The sequence below is a fragment of the Actinoplanes sp. NPDC049681 genome, from assembly GCF_044465265.1.
In the GTDB taxonomy this organism is placed as follows: Bacteria; Actinomycetota; Actinomycetes; order Mycobacteriales; family Micromonosporaceae; genus Actinoplanes.
This window is the reverse complement of the sequence record NZ_JBITLP010000005.1, coordinates 214,718-230,753: the sequence shown is the minus strand read 5'-3', so window position 1 is coordinate 230,753 and position 16,036 is coordinate 214,718. Positions and strand designations below refer to the sequence as shown.

At 73.0% G+C, this 16,036-nt stretch carries 13 protein-coding genes; 7 read left to right on the top strand and 6 right to left on the bottom strand.

The annotated features are described in order from the left end of the window. The first annotated feature begins 36 nt into the window (after positions 1 to 36). On the top strand, positions 37 to 1,596 hold the full coding sequence (locus ACIBO8_RS19395) for a CocE/NonD family hydrolase (protein ID WP_396116625.1): 1,560 nt from the start codon (positions 37 to 39) through the stop codon (positions 1,594 to 1,596). On the opposite strand, the gene ACIBO8_RS19390 is transcribed toward ACIBO8_RS19395, so the two are convergent. Then, a complete protein-coding gene (locus tag ACIBO8_RS19390; protein ID WP_396116624.1) occupies positions 1,593 to 2,225 on the bottom strand; it encodes an NADPH-dependent FMN reductase in 633 nt (210 codons plus the stop codon). The genes ACIBO8_RS19395 and ACIBO8_RS19390 overlap by 4 nt on opposite strands. An 86-nt stretch (positions 2,226 to 2,311) precedes the next feature. On the opposite strand from ACIBO8_RS19390, the gene ACIBO8_RS19385 reads away from it, so the two are divergent. Both ACIBO8_RS19385 and ACIBO8_RS19380 read left to right on the top strand, forming a co-directional pair. After that, positions 2,312 to 3,031 carry a hypothetical protein gene (locus ACIBO8_RS19385; RefSeq protein WP_396116623.1) on the top strand — a complete coding sequence of 240 codons (720 nt, stop codon included), beginning with the start codon at positions 2,312 to 2,314 and terminating at the stop codon, positions 3,029 to 3,031. Continuing rightward, positions 3,028 to 3,555: an AAA family ATPase gene (locus ACIBO8_RS19380; protein WP_396116622.1), complete on the top strand. Its 528-nt coding sequence runs from the start codon at positions 3,028 to 3,030 to the stop codon at positions 3,553 to 3,555. The genes ACIBO8_RS19385 and ACIBO8_RS19380 overlap by 4 nt, the downstream gene beginning before the upstream one ends. Before the next feature lie 9 nt (positions 3,556 to 3,564). On the opposite strand, the gene ACIBO8_RS19375 is transcribed toward ACIBO8_RS19380, so the two are convergent. The 3 genes from ACIBO8_RS19375 to ACIBO8_RS19365 form a co-directional block, all read right to left on the bottom strand. Beyond that, positions 3,565 to 5,310: a calcium-binding protein gene (locus ACIBO8_RS19375; protein ID WP_396116621.1), complete on the bottom strand. Its 1,746-nt coding sequence runs from the start codon at positions 5,308 to 5,310 to the stop codon at positions 3,565 to 3,567. 150 nt (positions 5,311 to 5,460) lie between these two features. Next, positions 5,461 to 6,012 (bottom strand): hypothetical protein, encoded by a 552-nt coding sequence (locus ACIBO8_RS19370; protein ID WP_396116620.1) that lies wholly within the window; start codon positions 6,010 to 6,012, stop codon positions 5,461 to 5,463. Positions 6,013 to 6,096: 84 nt separating this feature from the next. Next, positions 6,097 to 8,061, bottom strand: a complete 1,965-nt coding sequence (locus tag ACIBO8_RS19365) for a M4 family metallopeptidase (RefSeq protein WP_396116619.1) — start codon at positions 8,059 to 8,061, stop codon at positions 6,097 to 6,099. A gap of 551 nt (positions 8,062 to 8,612) precedes the next feature. Here ACIBO8_RS19365 and ACIBO8_RS19360 point away from each other — a divergent pair. Next, positions 8,613 to 9,551 carry a S41 family peptidase gene (locus ACIBO8_RS19360; RefSeq protein WP_396116618.1) on the top strand — a complete coding sequence of 313 codons (939 nt, stop codon included), beginning with the start codon at positions 8,613 to 8,615 and terminating at the stop codon, positions 9,549 to 9,551. Here ACIBO8_RS19360 and ACIBO8_RS19355 read toward each other — a convergent pair. Continuing rightward, positions 9,548 to 10,087: a GNAT family N-acetyltransferase gene (locus ACIBO8_RS19355; protein WP_396116617.1), complete on the bottom strand. Its 540-nt coding sequence runs from the start codon at positions 10,085 to 10,087 to the stop codon at positions 9,548 to 9,550. The genes ACIBO8_RS19360 and ACIBO8_RS19355 overlap by 4 nt on opposite strands. Before the next feature lie 47 nt (positions 10,088 to 10,134). Here ACIBO8_RS19355 and ACIBO8_RS19350 point away from each other — a divergent pair, with 47 nt between their 5' ends. The 3 genes from ACIBO8_RS19350 to ACIBO8_RS19340 all read left to right on the top strand — a co-directional run bounded on the left by ACIBO8_RS19350 (position 10,135) and on the right by ACIBO8_RS19340 (position 14,539). Next, a complete protein-coding gene (locus tag ACIBO8_RS19350; protein WP_396116616.1) occupies positions 10,135 to 11,526 on the top strand; it encodes an AMP-binding protein in 1,392 nt (463 codons plus the stop codon). A 3-nt stretch (positions 11,527 to 11,529) separates the two neighbouring features. Continuing rightward, complete coding sequence (locus ACIBO8_RS19345; protein WP_396116615.1) at positions 11,530 to 13,395, top strand: propionyl-CoA synthetase; 1,866 nt, start codon at positions 11,530 to 11,532, stop codon at positions 13,393 to 13,395. 199 nt (positions 13,396 to 13,594) lie between these two features. Next, complete coding sequence (locus ACIBO8_RS19340; RefSeq protein WP_396116614.1) at positions 13,595 to 14,539, top strand: DUF5995 family protein; 945 nt, start codon at positions 13,595 to 13,597, stop codon at positions 14,537 to 14,539. A gap of 633 nt (positions 14,540 to 15,172) precedes the next feature. Here ACIBO8_RS19340 and ACIBO8_RS19335 read toward each other — a convergent pair. Next, a complete protein-coding gene (locus ACIBO8_RS19335) occupies positions 15,173 to 15,733 on the bottom strand; it encodes a TIGR03086 family metal-binding protein (RefSeq protein ID WP_396116613.1) in 561 nt (186 codons plus the stop codon). Between the last annotated feature and the right edge of the window lie 303 nt (positions 15,734 to 16,036).

Here is a 16,036-nt window from a genome sequence, read left to right as displayed (position 1 = left end):
TACCGTGCGGTAACTCCTATGAATTGAGGTGTATCTATGCGACGCATGGTCACCGCCATGGCCGTGCTCCTCATGGCGTTCACCGCCGGCGTCACCCGCGCGGAGGCCGCGGCCTCCACCACCGGATTCCATTGGAACGACATCACCGCCGCCGACGGCGTGACGCTCAAGTCCAACGTCATCGCTCCGACGGCACCCGGCCGCCACCCCGGCATCGTCTTCGTGGCCAGCTGGGGACTCAACGACTTCCAGTACCTGGCGCAGGCCCAGAAACTCGCCGAGGGCGGGTACGTCGTCCTCTCGTACACGGCACGGGGATTCTGGTTCTCCGGCGGCAAGATCGAGGTCGCCGGGCCGCCGGACATCGCGGATGCGTCCACGGCGGTCGACTGGTTGATCGCGCACACCGACGTCGACCCAGGGCGGATCGGTATCGCCGGGCTCTCGTACGGCGGGGGGATCAGCCTGCTGGCCGCCGCCCACGACCCGCGTCTGCGGGCGGTCGTCTCGCTGAGCGGCTGGGCCGACCTGGCCGAGTCCATGTCCGGTGAGGAGACCCGCCGGCCGCAGGCGGCGTTCTTCCTGCAGTCCGTGGCCCGGATCGTGGGACACCCGTCGGACGAGATGAACCAGATCCTCGACGACTACTGGGCCGGCCGCAACGACGACTACCGGGAGCAGTGGGCCCGGGGCCGCTCGGTCCGTTACAGCCTGGACGAGCTGAACGCGAACCACCCGGCCGTCCTGATCGAACACGCCTACGGCGACAGCATCTTCCCGGTCAACCAGATGGTGGACCTGTACGACAATCTGACCACGCCCCGGCGGCTCGAGCTGGCACCCGGCGACCATGCCACGGTCGAGCTCTCCGGCCTGCTGGGCGTGCCCAACCACGCCTGGGTCAGCCTGCGCCGATGGCTGGACCACTACCTGCGGGACGTGGACAACGGCATCGACCGGGAACCGCCGGTGGTGCTGCGCCCGCACGGTTCCGGCGACGTCGAGTCGTACGCGGGCACCGGCTCGGTCGCGGGCCAGGTGAAGCGTGAGGTGCTCGGCAAGCCCGGCGGATGGGACAAGACTGGGAGCCTGGGCGAGGGAACCGGCTCGCAGTGGTCGTACCGGCTGACAGCCGGCATCGACACCACCGCCGACGGCGGCATCGCCCTGGTCAGCAACGGCCTGGAGCAGCTGACCGGGATCCCGCCGACGGTGTGGCTGCCCAGCGTGGACCGCAGGCACGCCGGCGTGTGGGTGTCCGACCGGCAGGCGAGTGCGGCACCGGTACGCAGCATCGCGCGCGTTCACCTGGGCATCGTCCCGGACCGGCCGGACGGCACCGTCATCGCGTACCTCTACGACCTCGACTCGCTGGGCATCGGCCGGCTGATCACCCATGCACCGACCAGCTGGCACGGCGCCACTCGGCCGTTCCCGGTGGATCTCTCGTTGCCGATGACGGCGTACGACGTGCCGAAGGGGCACCGGATCGCCCTGGTGGTGGACACCAAGGATCCGCTCTACTCCGACAACAACGCCCGCGGCTCGGCGCTCACGCTCGCCGGCCCGTCCTGGCTGGATCTGCCCCTGCGTTAGGTGTACAGGCGTCCCGGGCTGAAGCGGGGCGACGACTCCCGGCGCGGCACGACCGGGTAGAGGCTCGAGTGCACCTGCCATGACGGCGGCTGCCGGGGCTCCGGTGCGGCCAGCGACCGGGCGAGGGCACGCAGCATGTCCTGCAGGGCCGTGTGCAGCTGCGGGTCGTTGACGATGCCCTGCTCGTCGACCGCCTGGGGCGCCAGCGGGATCCGGATGCAGGCCGGCTTCAGCACCCGGGCGCCCGCGTGGGCCAGGACCGCCTCGAGCGTGGTGAGGGCGGCCTGGTCCTGCGCGGGCGGGGTGACCGAGAGCCAGGCCGCCGGCTTGCCGCGCAGGTCACCGCCCTCGGCCAGCCAGTCGAGGAGGTTCTTCAGGCTGCCGGGCAGCGAGCCGGCGTACTCCGGGGTGCTGATCAGTACGGCGTCCGCGGCCCCGGCGCGATGACGCAGCAGCGCCACGGGGGCGGGCATGGCCGGCTCGCCGGGGACGAAGGCCGGGAGGTCCCGCAGGCCGTCGTACCGGAGGACGCCGATGTCCGCCGGGGCGAACCGGACGGCGGTGCGCAGCGCGGCGGTGTGCAGGGATCCCTCCCGGGTGTCGCCCGAGATCAGCAGGATGCGCGTCATGACGCATGACGATAGGGGTACGGACGCCTCGGGGACGGTCGCGACGCGGCGCCCGGCGCGCCCTTTTCCGGCCTAGACTTCCGGCCATGCCGACCGTGCCCGCCGCCGTCCGCGAGCTCGGCGACCGGCTGGCCGCGCTGGGCTGGGCCACCGATCTGCTCGTCGCGGGATCCCTGGCGACCGGCGACTACCGGCCCCGGGTGAGCGACCTCGACCTGGTGGCGCTGGTGGACGGCCCGGTCGGCCCGGACCGGCGGGCGGCGCTCACCGCGCTGCACCGCGAGCTCGACGACGGCGCGGGCGCCGGCCTCAAGCTCGGCTGCGTGTACGTCGACGCCTCCGCCCGTACCGATGGAGCGATGCCCCATCCGACATGGACCCACGGGCAGCTGGTGGAGCGCATCCTGTCCGGCGTCAGCCGGGCCGAGCTCGTCCGTCATGGTTTCGCCGTCCGGGGCCGGCCCCCGCAGCAGCTGTTCCCGCCCATGACCGGTGACGACGTCCGGCAGGCCGCCCGCGCCGAACTGACCGGCTACTGGGCCTGGGCCGCCCGGCGGCCGTGGCTGTTCCTCGACCCGGAGCTCGCCGACCTCGGCCTCACCTCGATGGCCCGCGGCCGGTACGCCCTGGCCACCGGTGACCTGCTCACCAAGAGCCAGGCCATCGACCACGCCGCCGCCCCGCCCTGGCTGATGGGCCACCTGCACGCCCGCCGCCGCGGCGAGCAGGTCACCTCGCCACGGCTCCGCACGGCCCTCATCGCCTGGCGGGACGCTCGCCGGACCGTCGCCCGGGCCGTCCGGTGAGCACCCATCCGGCCCGCATCCTGGTGTACGGCGTGACGGGCTCCGGCAAGACCACCCTGGCCCGCCGGCTCGGCGAGCGGCTGGGCCTGCCGTGGCACTCCGTGGACGACCTGACCTGGGAACCCGGCTGGGTGCAGGTGCCGCAGGAGGTCCAGCGGCGCCGGATCGAGGCCATCTGCGCACAGGACCGGTGGATCCTCGACCACGCGTACGGCGCCTGGCTGGACGTGCCGCTGGCCCGTGCCGAGCTCGTCGTCGGCCTCGACTTCCCGCGCTGGCTGTCGCTGGGGCGGCTGCTACGGCGTACGCTCGTCCGCCTGATCCGCCGCGACCGCGTGTGCAACGGCAACGTCGAGTCGCTGCGGGTGTCGCTGTCGAAGGACTCGATCGTGCTGTGGCACTTCAGCTCGTACGCCCGTAAGCGCGACCGCATGCGCCGGTGGCGCGCCGATCCGGGCGAGCCGCAGGTGCTGCTGTTCCGGCGGCCGCGCGAGCTGGAGGCGTGGTTGCGGACGCTCGGCTGACCGCGGGTGTCAGGCCCCGTCCTTGACGGTGAAGCCCGGCAGGTCGGGCAGCAGCAGGTCGGTGGTGCGGCCGACGCGGTCGGCGAGCTGCACCTCGCGGACGTACCAGTCGCCGGCGGGGGCGAAGGCGGGCAGGGTGCCCACGAATTCGAGGACGCCGTCGGTGCGGGTGCCGGAGATCAGGCGGGAGTCGCCGAGGACGATGAGGGGACCGTCCTGGGTGGTGACCCAGACGGCGCCGCGGTTCTCGGCGATGCCGCTGCGGTCGTCGGTGACGTGCAGCCGCAGCCGCAGCAGCCGCTGCGCGCTGTTGTCCAGGGTGGGGGAGCTGATCCACTGCACCGAGGGCTCGTCCACGACCGGCGCCGCGAGATCCGCCTCGCCCGTCACGGTGAAGCCCGGCAGGTCCGGCTCGAGCAGGTCCGTGGTCCGATCGGCACGGTCCGCGAGCTGGATCTCCCGGACGTGCCAGTCGCCGGCGGGGGCGAAGGCGGGCAGGGTGCCCACGAATTCGAGGACGCCGTCGGTGCGGGTGCCGGAGATCAGGCGGGAGTCGCCGAGGGCGATGAGGGGACCGTCCTGGGTGGTGACCCAGACGGCGCCGCGGTTCTCGGCGATGCCGCTGCGGTCGTCGGTGACGTGCAGCCGCAGCCGCAGCGTCCGCTCGACGCTGTTGTCGAGCACGGCGGGGCTCGCCCACTGCACCGACTGTTCGTCCACCACGGGGGCCGCGGTGTCCGCCTCGCCGGTCACCGTGAAACCGGGAAGGTCCGGCTCGAGCAGGTCGGCGGTGCGGTGGACGCGGTCGGCGACCTGGATCTCGCGGATGCGCCAATCGCCGGCGGGCGCGAACGCGGGCAGCGTGCCCACGAACTCCAGGACACCGTCGTTGCGGGTGCCGGAGACCAGCCGCGGGTCGCCCAGCGCGATGAGGGGACCGTCGCCGGTGGTGACCCAGACGGCGCCCTGACCCGCGGCCACGCCGCTGCGGTCGTCGGTGACCCGCAGCCGCAGCCGCAGGGTGCGTTCGGTGCCGTTGTCGAGGGTGGTGGCGCTGATCCACTGCACCGACGACTCGTCCACCACCGGGGCGGCCAGGTCGGAGCAGGAGGTCGGCGAGGACACGTCGGCGGCGTCGCGGCGGCAGGTGTCCAGGCCCGTGCCGCCGTCGATGTCGTCCGCGCCGTCGCCGCCGGTGAGCCGGTCGTCGCCGGGGCCGCCGTGGACCCGGTCGTCTCCCGGGTCCCCGTTCACGACGTCGTTGCCGTCGCCGCTCTCGAGGCTGTCGTTGCCGGTGCCGCCGTCGATGCGGTCGTTGCCGCGGCCGCCGGTGACCGTGTCGTTGCCGTCGCCGCTCTGCAGCCGGTCGTTGCCGGTGCCGCCGTCGATGCGGTCGTTGCCGCGGCCGCCGGTGACCGTGTCGTTGCCGTCGCCGCTCTGCAGCCGGTCGTCGCCGGCTCCGCCGCCGAGGGAGTCGTCGCCCCGGCCGCCGGTGACGACGTCGTTACCCGGCCCGCCGTCGACGACATCGTTGCCGTCGCCGCCGTTGATCACGTCGTTACCGCCGAGACCGCAGATCACGTCGTTGCCCTTGGTGCCGGTGAGCCGGTCGTTGCCCGCCGTGCCGACGATCGTGCAGGCACGCTTGCGGCCGGTCTGGTCGGTGGTCGGGGCGGCCGTCGCCGGCGCGGGCAGGGCGATGCCGATGAGTACGGCGGCGACGGCGGGCACGACGAGTCGGGGGGTGCGGATCACGGCAGGGTCGCTCCATGCGTCGGGCAGGCGTCATCCGTGTCACCCGCTGTAACCGACACTGTTCGGTCAGTTGCGCCGCCGCTTGACCGGCCGTTCGGCTCTTTGCCGTACCGGCCGATCGGGCGGCCCGTTCTCAGGAGCAACCAGGCGTCAGCGCTTGAACAGCGACGCGGCGATGGCGAGCGTACGGTCGACCGCCGCCCCCTGGGAGGCGCCGCAGTCGTGGACGACCTTGGTCGAGGACCGGCTGGCGAACTCGTACTCGTAGCCGTCGTTGCAGACCGCCGTGGGCTTCGCCTGCCGCGCGAAATCCGGCGAGTTCAGCAGCCGGCGCAGCTCGTCCAGGGTCGCGGCCGGTACGGCTTTCCGTACGGGCGCCCGCCCCTGGAGCGTCACCATGGCCGACCCGTCGGCCGCGATCGTGGCCCGCTCGTCGACGCCGGCGAAGCCGCCCCGCCGCGCGACGGTGAGCGGGAACGTCGGGTCCGCCGCCGGGCTCGAGGGCTGCGGCGCCGCGGCCTCGGAGGTGGCGGGAGCCGAGGTGCCGGGCGCCGAGGCGTCCGGCGAAGCCGGCGCGGAGACCGAGGCGGAGGGTGAGGCGGAGGCCGGGGAAGCAGCAGAGGTTCGGCCGTCGTCCTTGCAGCCGGCGATGCCGGTAAGAAGCAGGGCGGCCAGGACTACGGACGTGTGTGACTTTCGCACCGCGAATTCCTCATCGTCGTCATGATCGGGTGTCAGGCAAGGACCGGGGTGGCGCGAACGCCACCCCGGTCTGACGCGCGATGATCAGGGAGCGTTCCAGCCGAGGACGGCGTTGCCCGAACCGGCGTAGGAGACGATCCGGTACCGGTAGCTGCCCGTCGTCCCGGTGTAGGCGATCGCCTCGCGGGACGTCTCACCGGTGGAGCGGGCCACGGTCGTCCACCGGCCCCCGACGCTCTTGTCGAGGTACAGGTCGAAGTCCGCCGCCGCGGGCCCGGTCAGGCAGGCGGAGTGGCGGCCGCTGCCCGCCGAGAAGGTGTCGGTGACGACCGTCTGGCCGGCGGCCACCGCGCCGCTGTCGTGCGAGGAGAACCCGGCCTGGCAGTCGCCCGAGGGGGACTGCGTCGGGGTCGGGGTCGGGGTGCCGGACGGCGTCGGCGTCGGGGTGCCGCCGCCGGTGCAAGCGGGCTCGCCGGCCGAGGCGGGCACGCTGACCGCGTTCCACGCCGCCTTGACGGTGGCACACTCGGTGCCGTTGCCGAACAGCTGCGCGGCGGCGGCGACCGAGGCGGCGCGGGCCTTGACGTGGGTCCAGCCGCTGGTCTTGCGCATCAGGGTGGCCATGTAGATCTTGCCGGCCTTCTCGATGCCGATGCCCGTCACGGTGCTGTTGTTGCAGGTGGGGCTCGACGGCTGGCCGTCGGTCGGCCGGGAGCCCTCCGCCAGCAGGTAGAACCAGTGGTTCTGCGGGCCGGCGGCGGCGTGCACCTCGGTGCTCGGGATGCTGCTGGAGAAGCAGTTCGGGTCGCCGAGCTTCGACGGGTCGGCCATGTTGCGGATCGGGCCGTCGCCGGTGAGGTTGGCCAGCTCACCCACGGTGTAGTCGCCCGGGTCGTTGGGGTTGCGGGCGTAGAACTCGGTCAGCGCGCCGAAGATGTCACCGGTGGACTCGTTCATGCCGCCGGCCTCGTTGCCGCCGCTGGAGCCGCCCGGCGTGAACTGGTTGATCGCGTGGCCGAACTCGTGCCCGAGCACGTCGATGCTGTTGAGCAGCCGCCGGTTGTCCGACGAGTGGCCGATCTCGACCCGGGAGCCGTTCCAGAAGGCGTTGACGTCGTCGAGGCCCTGGCGGACCGGGAAGGCCCGGCCGTTGCCGTCGATGCCGTCGCGGCCCAGCCAGTCGCGCAGCATGTTCCATTCCTGCGAGACCACGTACATGGCGTCCACGCAGCCCGTGACCTGGTCGGTGGCGGTGCCGGTGCCCCAGGTGTCGGTCGTACTGGTGAAGGCGGCCCCATTCTGCCCGCCGCACTGCAGGCCGGGGCGCGTCGGGTCGCTCATGGTGAAGCGGCCGCCCGAGCTCGTCGTGTTGATCGTGACGTTGCCGTAGTAGGCGCCCTTGCCCGTGGCGTCGAGCACGTCGTCGCGGGTCAGGTCGGGGAGCACCTTGCCGGTGGTGGCGTCGACGAAGACGTGCAGGTTGCTCGGCGCCGGGCCCTGCGCGGTCCGCTTGATGCCGCCGACCACCACCTCGTACGCCAGCACGCCCGCGCCCTGCGCAACGACCTTCAGCGTCGGCTTGCCGGCCGACCGGACCTTGATGAGCTGCTTGCGGGCCACCTTCGCGGCGGCAGCGGCCGAGATCTTGGGCGACGTGCCGATCGACAGCGCCTGGTCCTGCGCCACGTAGTTGCCCACCACCGCACCCGAGGTGTCGGTGACCACGACCGCGTCGCCGCCCTGCACGGGCAGGCCGCGGTACGTCCGCTCGTACGCCACGTACTGCAGGCCGTTCTGGCTCACGACCTGGCGCTTCACGAGCTTGTCATGGCCGCTGCGGAAGAACAGCTTCGGCTTCTTCGCCACCAGCGAGGCGGCCGACGACGTCGCCCGCGAGGTGGCGACGGCCGTGGGAACCGGGTCGGCGGCCGCGGCGCCGGCCGGGGCCGCCGGGGTGGTGGCCGCGTTTCCCTGCGGCATGGTCAGGGCGATGGACCCCGCTACGGTGACGGCCGCTATGCCGGTCGCCACCGCGACTTTGTGCTTCAAGGGTGCTCCTTGCGCGAAGACTCGCGGCGCCGATGCCGGGTCGTGCCCGACCGTCCGCCGTCGCGAAGTGAGGGGAATGCGCTCGTCTGCCGAGCGAGCGAGAGCAAGTCTTCGGCCAGAAAACATCGACGTCAATGCGCTTAAGAGTTGCTTAATGCTTCTTAAGATTGGAGCTCAGCGTCTTACGGAAGGCTTTCGGTGAGCTTTATCCAGCCGATGCGATTCATCGACGCTGAGTGCCGTCGTCGTCACCCGCTCCCGGCGGCCCCTCGGCCTGGCTGCGGCGACGCGGTGGAGACTCAAGAGTACGAAGTGGTTCTCGGTGCCGGCCTCCTATTCCTGGCCGGACCTGAAAATGGCCGGCCGGCGTCGCCGCGCCTGAAGTGGTCCACCGCCTCCGCGACCGGCCGGGCGCCCCAGTTCGCGGGCGTACTCGCCCACGACGCCCAGCGCCCCGCAGACCACGGGGTTGTGCCGGGCCCCGGGTTCCGCGATGGCGGAACCGTCCACCGGGGAAATATCTCCGTGATGCTCGTCGATAGGGTGGAGTCATGGGGGACGATCTGATCGAGAAGGCGCTCGGGCTGCTCTGCGACAAGTACATCTTCCCGGAGAAGGCCGCCGAGGCCGCCGCCGCGGTCCGGGCCAGACGCGCCGCCGGCGCCTACGACGGCCTTGCCGGGGCCGAGCTCGGCGCGCGGCTCACCGCCGATCTCGCGGAGGTCTGCGCCGACAAGCATCTACGGGTACGCCCCCGCGAGGAGGACGTCCGCGAGGCGCTCACCGAGGAGCAGATGGCCGCCGCGTACGCGAAGCAGCTGCGGCGCAACAACTACGGCATCGCCCGGGTCGAGCGGCTCGACGGCAACGTGGGCTACCTCGACCTGCGGCAGGTGCCCGACGCCTCCGTCGGCGGGCGGGCGATCGCCGCGGCCATGCAGCTCGTGACACACACCGAGGCGCTCATCGTGGACCTGCGGAAGAACCGTGGCGGCGCGCCCAACGGGGTCATCTTCTGGACCAGCTACTTCTTTTCCGGCGACGAGACGCACCTCAACGACATCTACGACGGTGCCAGCGGTGTCACGCGGCAGTTCTGGAGCCTCGCCCACCTGCCTGGCGAGCGCTACCTCGACCGGCCCGTGTACGTGCTGACCAGCGACGTCACGTTCTCGGCCGGCGAGGAGTTCTGCTACAACCTGCAGGCACAGGGGCGTGCGACGCTGATCGGCGCGACCACCCGCGGCGGCGCGCACCCGACCGAGTTCTTCCCGCTGTCGCCCACGATGGAGATCACCGTGCCGATCGCCCGGGCGGTCAACCCGGTCACCGGCACCAACTGGGAGGGCACCGGCGTGGTCCCCGACGTCCAGATGCCTGCGGCGGAGGCTTTCGCGTACGCGTACGAGAAAGCGCTGCGGCACGTGATCGCCACCGGGTCCTCGGCCGCCGTGCTGGAGGAGGCGCGGGCCGCGTTGCCGCAGGCCTAGGTCGTCCACTCCTCGGCGAGGATCGCGAAGTCGAGCTCGGTGGTCCATTCGCCCTTGAAGAACTCGTTCTTGACCAGGCGGGCCTCCTGCCGCATCCCGAGCCGGCGCGCCACCGCGGCCGAGGCCTCGTTGCGCTCGTCGAGGCGCGCGACGATGCGGTGCAGGCCCACGCCTTCGAAACCTTCCCGCAGGACGGCACGCGCCGCCTCGGTCGCGTAGCCGTGGCCGGCGAAGTCCGGGTTGAAGACGTATCCGAGCTCGCCCCCGCGGTGTTCGCGGCTGTGCCAGAACAGGACCACGTCGCCGACCAGCTGACCCGTCGCGGCGAGAACGGCGCCGAGAGTCAGGCTCTGGCCCTCGTCGGTCAGCGCCGTACGGGCCCACGGCCCGGCCAGCCGCTCGAGGACCACACGGCGGTCCATCGGTGCGAAGGGGACGTAGCGGCAGACGTCCGGACGGCTGCGGTACGCCAGCAGCGCATCCACGTCGTCCTCCGTCAGCGGCCGGAGCAGGAGGCGGTCGGTTCGGATCTGCACACGACCATGATGCCGTTCTTGCGCAGCGGTCTGGGATCATCGTGCGCATGCGTTTGCTGGGCACCCTGCACGACCCTGCGGATCAGGCACGTGCCGTCACGGCTGCGGGGGTGACGCTGTCGCGGCACGAGCTGCTCGGACGGGCGGCCGCTCTCGCCGGGGAGCTGGACGGCGTACCGATGGCGGCCGTGCACGCGGAGCCCGGGCTGCCGACCGTCATCGCCGTGACCGCGGGCCTGCTGGCCGGGGTGCCCGTCGTACCCGTGCCGCCGGACGCCGGCGAGCTGGAGCGGGCGCACGTGCTGCGCGACTCCGGCGCCGCCGTGATGCTCTCCGACGATCCCTCCGCCGCGGGCGGCAGCGGGCTGCCGGTCGTCCCGGTCACGCGGCCGGGGCACGGCTCGGTGCCCGCCGAGCCCGCGGCGGAACAGCCGGCCCTCGTGCTCTACACCAGCGGGACGACCGGGCCGCCGAAGGGCGTCGTGTTGTCCCGGGCGGCGATCGCGGCCGACCTCGACGCGCTCGCCGAGGCGTGGCGGTGGACCGCCGCCGACACCCTCGTGCACGGGCTGCCGCTCTACCACGTTCACGGGCTCGTGCTCGGCGTTCTCGGCGCGCTGCGGACCGGATCGCCGCTCGTCCACACCGGACGCCCGGCCCCCGAGGCGTACGCGGCGGCCGGCGGCACCCTCTACTTCGGCGTGCCCACCGTGTGGTCGCGGGTGTGTGCCGCCCCGGACGCCGCGCGGGCGTTGCGAGGAGCGCGGCTGCTGGTCTCGGGCAGCGCGCCGTTGCCGGTCCCGGTCTTCGACGAGCTCGTCACGCTGACCGGGCAGGCTCCGGTCGAACGGTACGGGATGACGGAAACGCTGATCACCGTCAGCACCCGCGCGGACGGCGACCGGCGCCCAGGCCACGTCGGCGTGCCCGTGGCGGGGGTGCAGACGCGCCTGACGGACGACGCCGGGGAGCCGCTGCCCGCCGACGGGACCACGATCGGCAACCTTCAGGTACGCGGCGCCACCCTCTTCGACGGCTACCTGCAGCCCGACGGCAGCACCGCCGCGCCGCTGTCCGACGGCTGGTACGCCACGGGCGACGTCGCCACCATCGGCCCCGACGGCTGGCACCGCATCGTCGGCCGGGCGTCCACCGACCTCATCAAGACCGGCGGGTACCGCGTCGGCGCCGGGGAGGTCGAGGACGCGCTGCTGCTGCACCCGGCCGTACGCGAAGCCGCCGTGGTCGGTACCCCCCACCCGGACCTGGGCGAGCAGGTGACGGCCTATGTGGTCGCCGACGGGCGGCCCGCCGCCGAGGAACTCGTCGCGTTCGTCGCGGGCAAGCTGGCCGCGCACAAGCGTCCCCGCGTGGTCCACATCGTCGCTGATCTGCCCCGCAACGCCATGGGCAAGGTGCAGAAGACGCGCCTACGATGACGCATGGGCGCTTACCGGCAGGCGTACGACCGCAGCATGGACGACCCCGAGGGCTTCTGGCGCGAGGCCGCCGCCGCGATCGACTGGGAGACGCCGCCGGGCGAGATCCTCGATCGCAGCGCCGCCCCGCTCTACCGCTGGTTTCCCGGTGCGCTGCTCAACACCTGCCACAACGCCCTCGACCGGCACGTCGACGCGGGGCGCGGTGACCAGTCCGCGCTGATCCACGACAGCCCGGTCACCGGGGCGCTGCGGACGTACACCTATCGCGAGCTGCGTGACGAGGTGGCGCTGTTCGCCGGGGCGCTGCGCCGGCTCGGGGTCGGCGCGGGTGACCGAGTCGTGCTGTACATGGCGATGGTCCCGCAGACCGTGGTCGCCATGCTGGCGTGCGCCCGGCTCGGCGCCGTGCACTCGGTCGTCTTCGGCGGATTCGGGGCGCGGGAGCTCGCCGCGCGCATCGACGACGCCCGTCCGAAGGTCATCGTCGCCACGTCCTGCGGGGTGGAGGCCGGGCGTGTGGTGGCGTACCAGCCGATGCTCGACGCCGCGCTGGCCGAGGCCGGGCACGCCCCGGCGCACGTGGTCGTCCTCCAGCGGCCGCAGGGGCCCGCGGAGCTGAGCAGGGAGACCGACCTGACCTGGGACGAGGCGGTCGCGGGTGCCGTACCCGCCGAATGTGTCCCGGTGGCCGCGACCGACCCGCTCTACATCCTCTACACGTCCGGCACGACCGGGCGCCCGAAGGGCGTGGTCCGCGACAACGGCGGCCACGCGGTCGCCCTGCGCTGGTCGATGCGGGCGATCTTCGACACCGGCCCCGGCGACGTCTTCTGGGCGGCGTCCGACGTGGGCTGGGTCGTCGGGCACTCCTACATCGTGTACGCGCCGCTGCTCACCGGTGCCACCACCGTCCTCTACGAGGGCAAGCCGGTCGGCACCCCGGACGCCGGCGCGTTCTGGCGGGTCGCCGCCCAGCACGGGGTCACCACGATGTTCACCGCGCCGACCGCCATCCGGGCGGTGAAGAAGGAGGACCCGGACGGCAAGCTGGCCGCCGGTCACGACCTGTCGAGGCTCCGGCTCCTGTTCCTCGCCGGGGAACGGCTGGATCCGGAGACCTATTCGTGGGCGGGGGAGCTGCTCGGCGTACCGGTGATCGACAACTGGTGGCAGACCGAGACCGGCTGGCCCATCGCCGCCTCGCCGCGCGGCCTGGAGCAGCTGCCCACCAAGCCGGGCTCGCCGTCGCTGCCCGTACCCGGATTCCGGGTCCGCGTCGTCGACGCCGCCGGCGACGACGTGCCGGTTGGTGAGGAGGGCTCGATCGTCATCGGGCTGCCGCTGCCGCCCGGCTGCCTGCCCACGCTCTGGGGCGACGACGAGCGCTACGTCGCGTCCTACCTGTCGGCGTTCCCGGGCGCCTACCTCACCGGCGACGGCGGCCGCTTCGACACCGACGGCTACCTGTACGTCATGGGCCGCACCGACGACGTGATCAACGTGGCCGGCCACCGCCTGTCCACGGGAGCGATGGAGGAGGTCCTCGCCGCCCACCCGGCCGTCGCGGAATGCGCGGTGATCGGCGTGCACGACCCGCTCAAGGGCCAGGTGCCCCGCGGTTTCGTGGTGCTCAAGGCCGGCGCCGAGGTCGACCCCGCCGAGCTGGTCGCCCTGGTCCGCGAGCGGATCGGGCCGGTCGCCGCCCTGCGCCGGGTCGACGTCGTGGCCGGGCTGCCCAAGACCCGCTCCGGCAAGATCCTGCGGCGCACCATGCGCGGCATCGCCGACGGCCACCCCGAACCGGTGCCCTCGACCATCGACGACCCGGCCGTCCTCGACCGGCTGCGCCCGATCCTCCTCGGCTGAGGCCAAACATCCCGGATCCGGATGTACGGCCCGGAACCGGTCGACGGGGACAACACCGGACCCCGGGGATCAGTAGTCTGCTGTCGCACGACCAGTCGCGGCCGCACTGTCGGGAAGCCGCCCCGAGGCTGGTCAACCACGGCGTCCTTCAGCACTGTGGACGACCGATGGAGTAGCTTCGGCGGCTGGGGGGCCAACGATGACGACGACTGTCGCCTTCGACCGGGGCGGGGTGCAGAGCAGCGCCGACCTGCTTCGCGCCGAACGCCTGAGGATCGCACCGGACGAACCGGGCCTGGTGCCCGGCGGGCGAGGGTGGGCGCCTGCTTCCCGCCAGATGGCCGAGCTCTGCGCGGACTGCCCGGACAGCATCGGCGACGTGCTCAAGATGCTGCACCGAACCCAGCTGATCATGAACGAGCTGCCGCCGCCCGCCGCCAACCGGGTGGCATCGTTCAACTCGCTGTACTTCACGATCACCGACCGGGTCAAGCAGGCCCTCAAGGGCCCCGAGGTCGTGGACGGCGACTTCCTGGAGCTGCTCGACGTCGAATTCGCCAAGCGCTACTTCGAGGCGCTGCGCCTGTGGGGCGAGGAGGACCTGCGCACCCCGGACGCCTGGGAGATCCTCTTCCGCCGCGCCCAGGACCGCAAGGTCAGCAAGCTCGCCGCGGCCATGCTCGGCGTCAACGCCCACATCAACCACGACCTGGCGCTGGCCCTGACCTCCACCTGGGAACAGCTCGGCGCGCCGACCGACGACGTGGTCAGCCCCGACTACCTGCTGGTGAACAAGATCTTCTACCGGGAGATCCCCCGGCTGCGCCGCCGCTACTCGACCCGCTGGCAGCTGCGCATCGACGGCCTGGTCGGCGACCTCGACGACTGGAGCCAGCGCGTCCTCGTCTCGGCGACCCGCGCGCACGCCTGGGACCAGGCCCGGCGCCTGTGGGAACTGCGCGACGACGAGGAGGACCTCGCGCGGGCCATGCTGGTGATGGACCGGGCATCGGCGTACGTGGGGGAGCTCCTGATCACGGGCGACGGGGTGGTGAACCGGGTGGGTGATCTGCTGCGGGCCGGCCGCGACAACGCTCGGGCGGGCATCGACCGGCTCTTGCACCGGCGCCGGCCGCTGGTCTGACGTTCCGCCGGCTCCCCGGGGCGGCCGGCGTCCCGAGCGGCCGGCTTCCGGGCGGCTGCCTCGGCATGCCGGCTCGCTGGGCGGCTCGGCTCGGCTCGCTTGGTTGGCCGGCTCGCTGGGCAGGCTCGCCCTCTGGGTAGCGCGGCTCGCTCACGTAGAGCGGCTCGCTCACGTAGAGCGGCTCGCTGCGGCTCGCTGACGCGGGGCGGCTCGCTGACGCGGGGCGGCTCGCTCACGCAGGGCGGCTCGCTCACGCAGGGCGGCTCGCTCACGCAGGGCGGTCCGCTCACGCGGGGCGGTCCGCGCGCCCAGGGCGGCTCGCTCACGCGGGGCGGTCCGCTCACGCGGGGCGGTCCGCTCACGCGGGGCGGTCCGCTCACGCGGGGCGGTCCGCGCGCACAGGGCGGTCCGCGCGCACAGGGCGGTCCGCGCGCCCAGGGCGGTCCGCTCACGCAGGGCGGTCCGCTCGCCCAGGCTCTCCGGCTCGGCGGGTCGAGCCGTCGAGGACGGTCGTGCGGCTTGGCGGGCTGTGCTGTCAGAGCGAGTCAGTCCCCTTGAGGCTGGTCATACCGTGGATGCCGCTCGGCGGGTGGCAGCCGCCGGCGGTGCTCGGGCCGCCCAGCGGGCGCCCCGTCAGCTGGGCGGGGCGTCGATGCGGCGGCCCAGGGTGGCGGCGAGGCGGTCCAGCGTCGGCGCGTCGTCCCTGACCGGCTGCGGCGGGGCGAACGGCTGGCGGTCCGGCGGCACCGAGGCGAGCGCGCCGAGAGTGAACTCCAGCTCCTGGGCGGCCAGCTGGTCGGAGAAGCCCGCGCGGCCACCCGTGGCGACCGCGAGGTCCCAGCCGTGCACCAGCAGCTCGGTGAGTTGCAGGTGCAGGGCGACGGCGCCCGGCACGCGACCGAAAGGCACCTCGACGATCCGGCTCGCCGCGTCCGGCCGGCCTGCGGCGGCGAGCAGGACGGCCGCGTTCCGCTCGAAGCCGGCGGCCGTGGGGTCGGCGGTCGTGGCCTGCGGCTCGCCGCCGAGCGCGACGGCGAAGCGGGCGCTGCCCTGGACGACGTGGCTCACCAGGGCCCGGACGTCCCAGTCGGCGCAGGGCGTCGGGCCGGACCACTGCTCCTGCCGGATGCCGGCGATCAGCCGGCCCATCTCGCCGGTGGCGTCGGCCAGCTGCTCCATGGTTGCCTGCTGCACGGTCTCTCCTCGTCTCGGGTGCCGGGAACGTATCAGCCACCTCTGACAGAAAGGGCCGTGGTTACCGCTCGGCACGATCCGCTCGCGTCGATCTGGCGGGGTGGAGCGTTCATGCCGGGATGGCGGGGCATCGGGAGGATGCGCCGGTACGGTCCACAAGCATCTCGCCCGGCTGTACCGGAAGCTCGGTACGACGGACCGGCTGGCGACCGTGTTGCGCGCCCGGGAAGCCGGCCTGCTGCCCGGCCCGGGGAATGACGCTGCGAACAGTGTTCCGGGGCAGGCGCACCGCCTGCCCCGGAA

Coding starts and splice junctions, on each gene's coding strand:
- ACIBO8_RS19385 (WP_396116623.1), top strand. CDS start 2,312: ATGCCGACCGTGCCCGCCGCCGTCCGCGAGCTCGGCGACCGGCTGGCC.
- ACIBO8_RS19340 (WP_396116614.1), top strand. CDS start 13,595: ATGACGACGACTGTCGCCTTCGACCGGGGCGGGGTGCAGAGCAGCGCC.
- ACIBO8_RS19395 (WP_396116625.1), top strand. CDS start 37: ATGCGACGCATGGTCACCGCCATGGCCGTGCTCCTCATGGCGTTCACC.
- ACIBO8_RS19390 (WP_396116624.1), bottom strand. CDS start 2,225: ATGACGCGCATCCTGCTGATCTCGGGCGACACCCGGGAGGGATCCCTG.
- ACIBO8_RS19345 (WP_396116615.1), top strand. CDS start 11,530: ATGGGCGCTTACCGGCAGGCGTACGACCGCAGCATGGACGACCCCGAG.
- ACIBO8_RS19360 (WP_396116618.1), top strand. CDS start 8,613: ATGGGGGACGATCTGATCGAGAAGGCGCTCGGGCTGCTCTGCGACAAG.
- ACIBO8_RS19350 (WP_396116616.1), top strand. CDS start 10,135: ATGCGTTTGCTGGGCACCCTGCACGACCCTGCGGATCAGGCACGTGCC.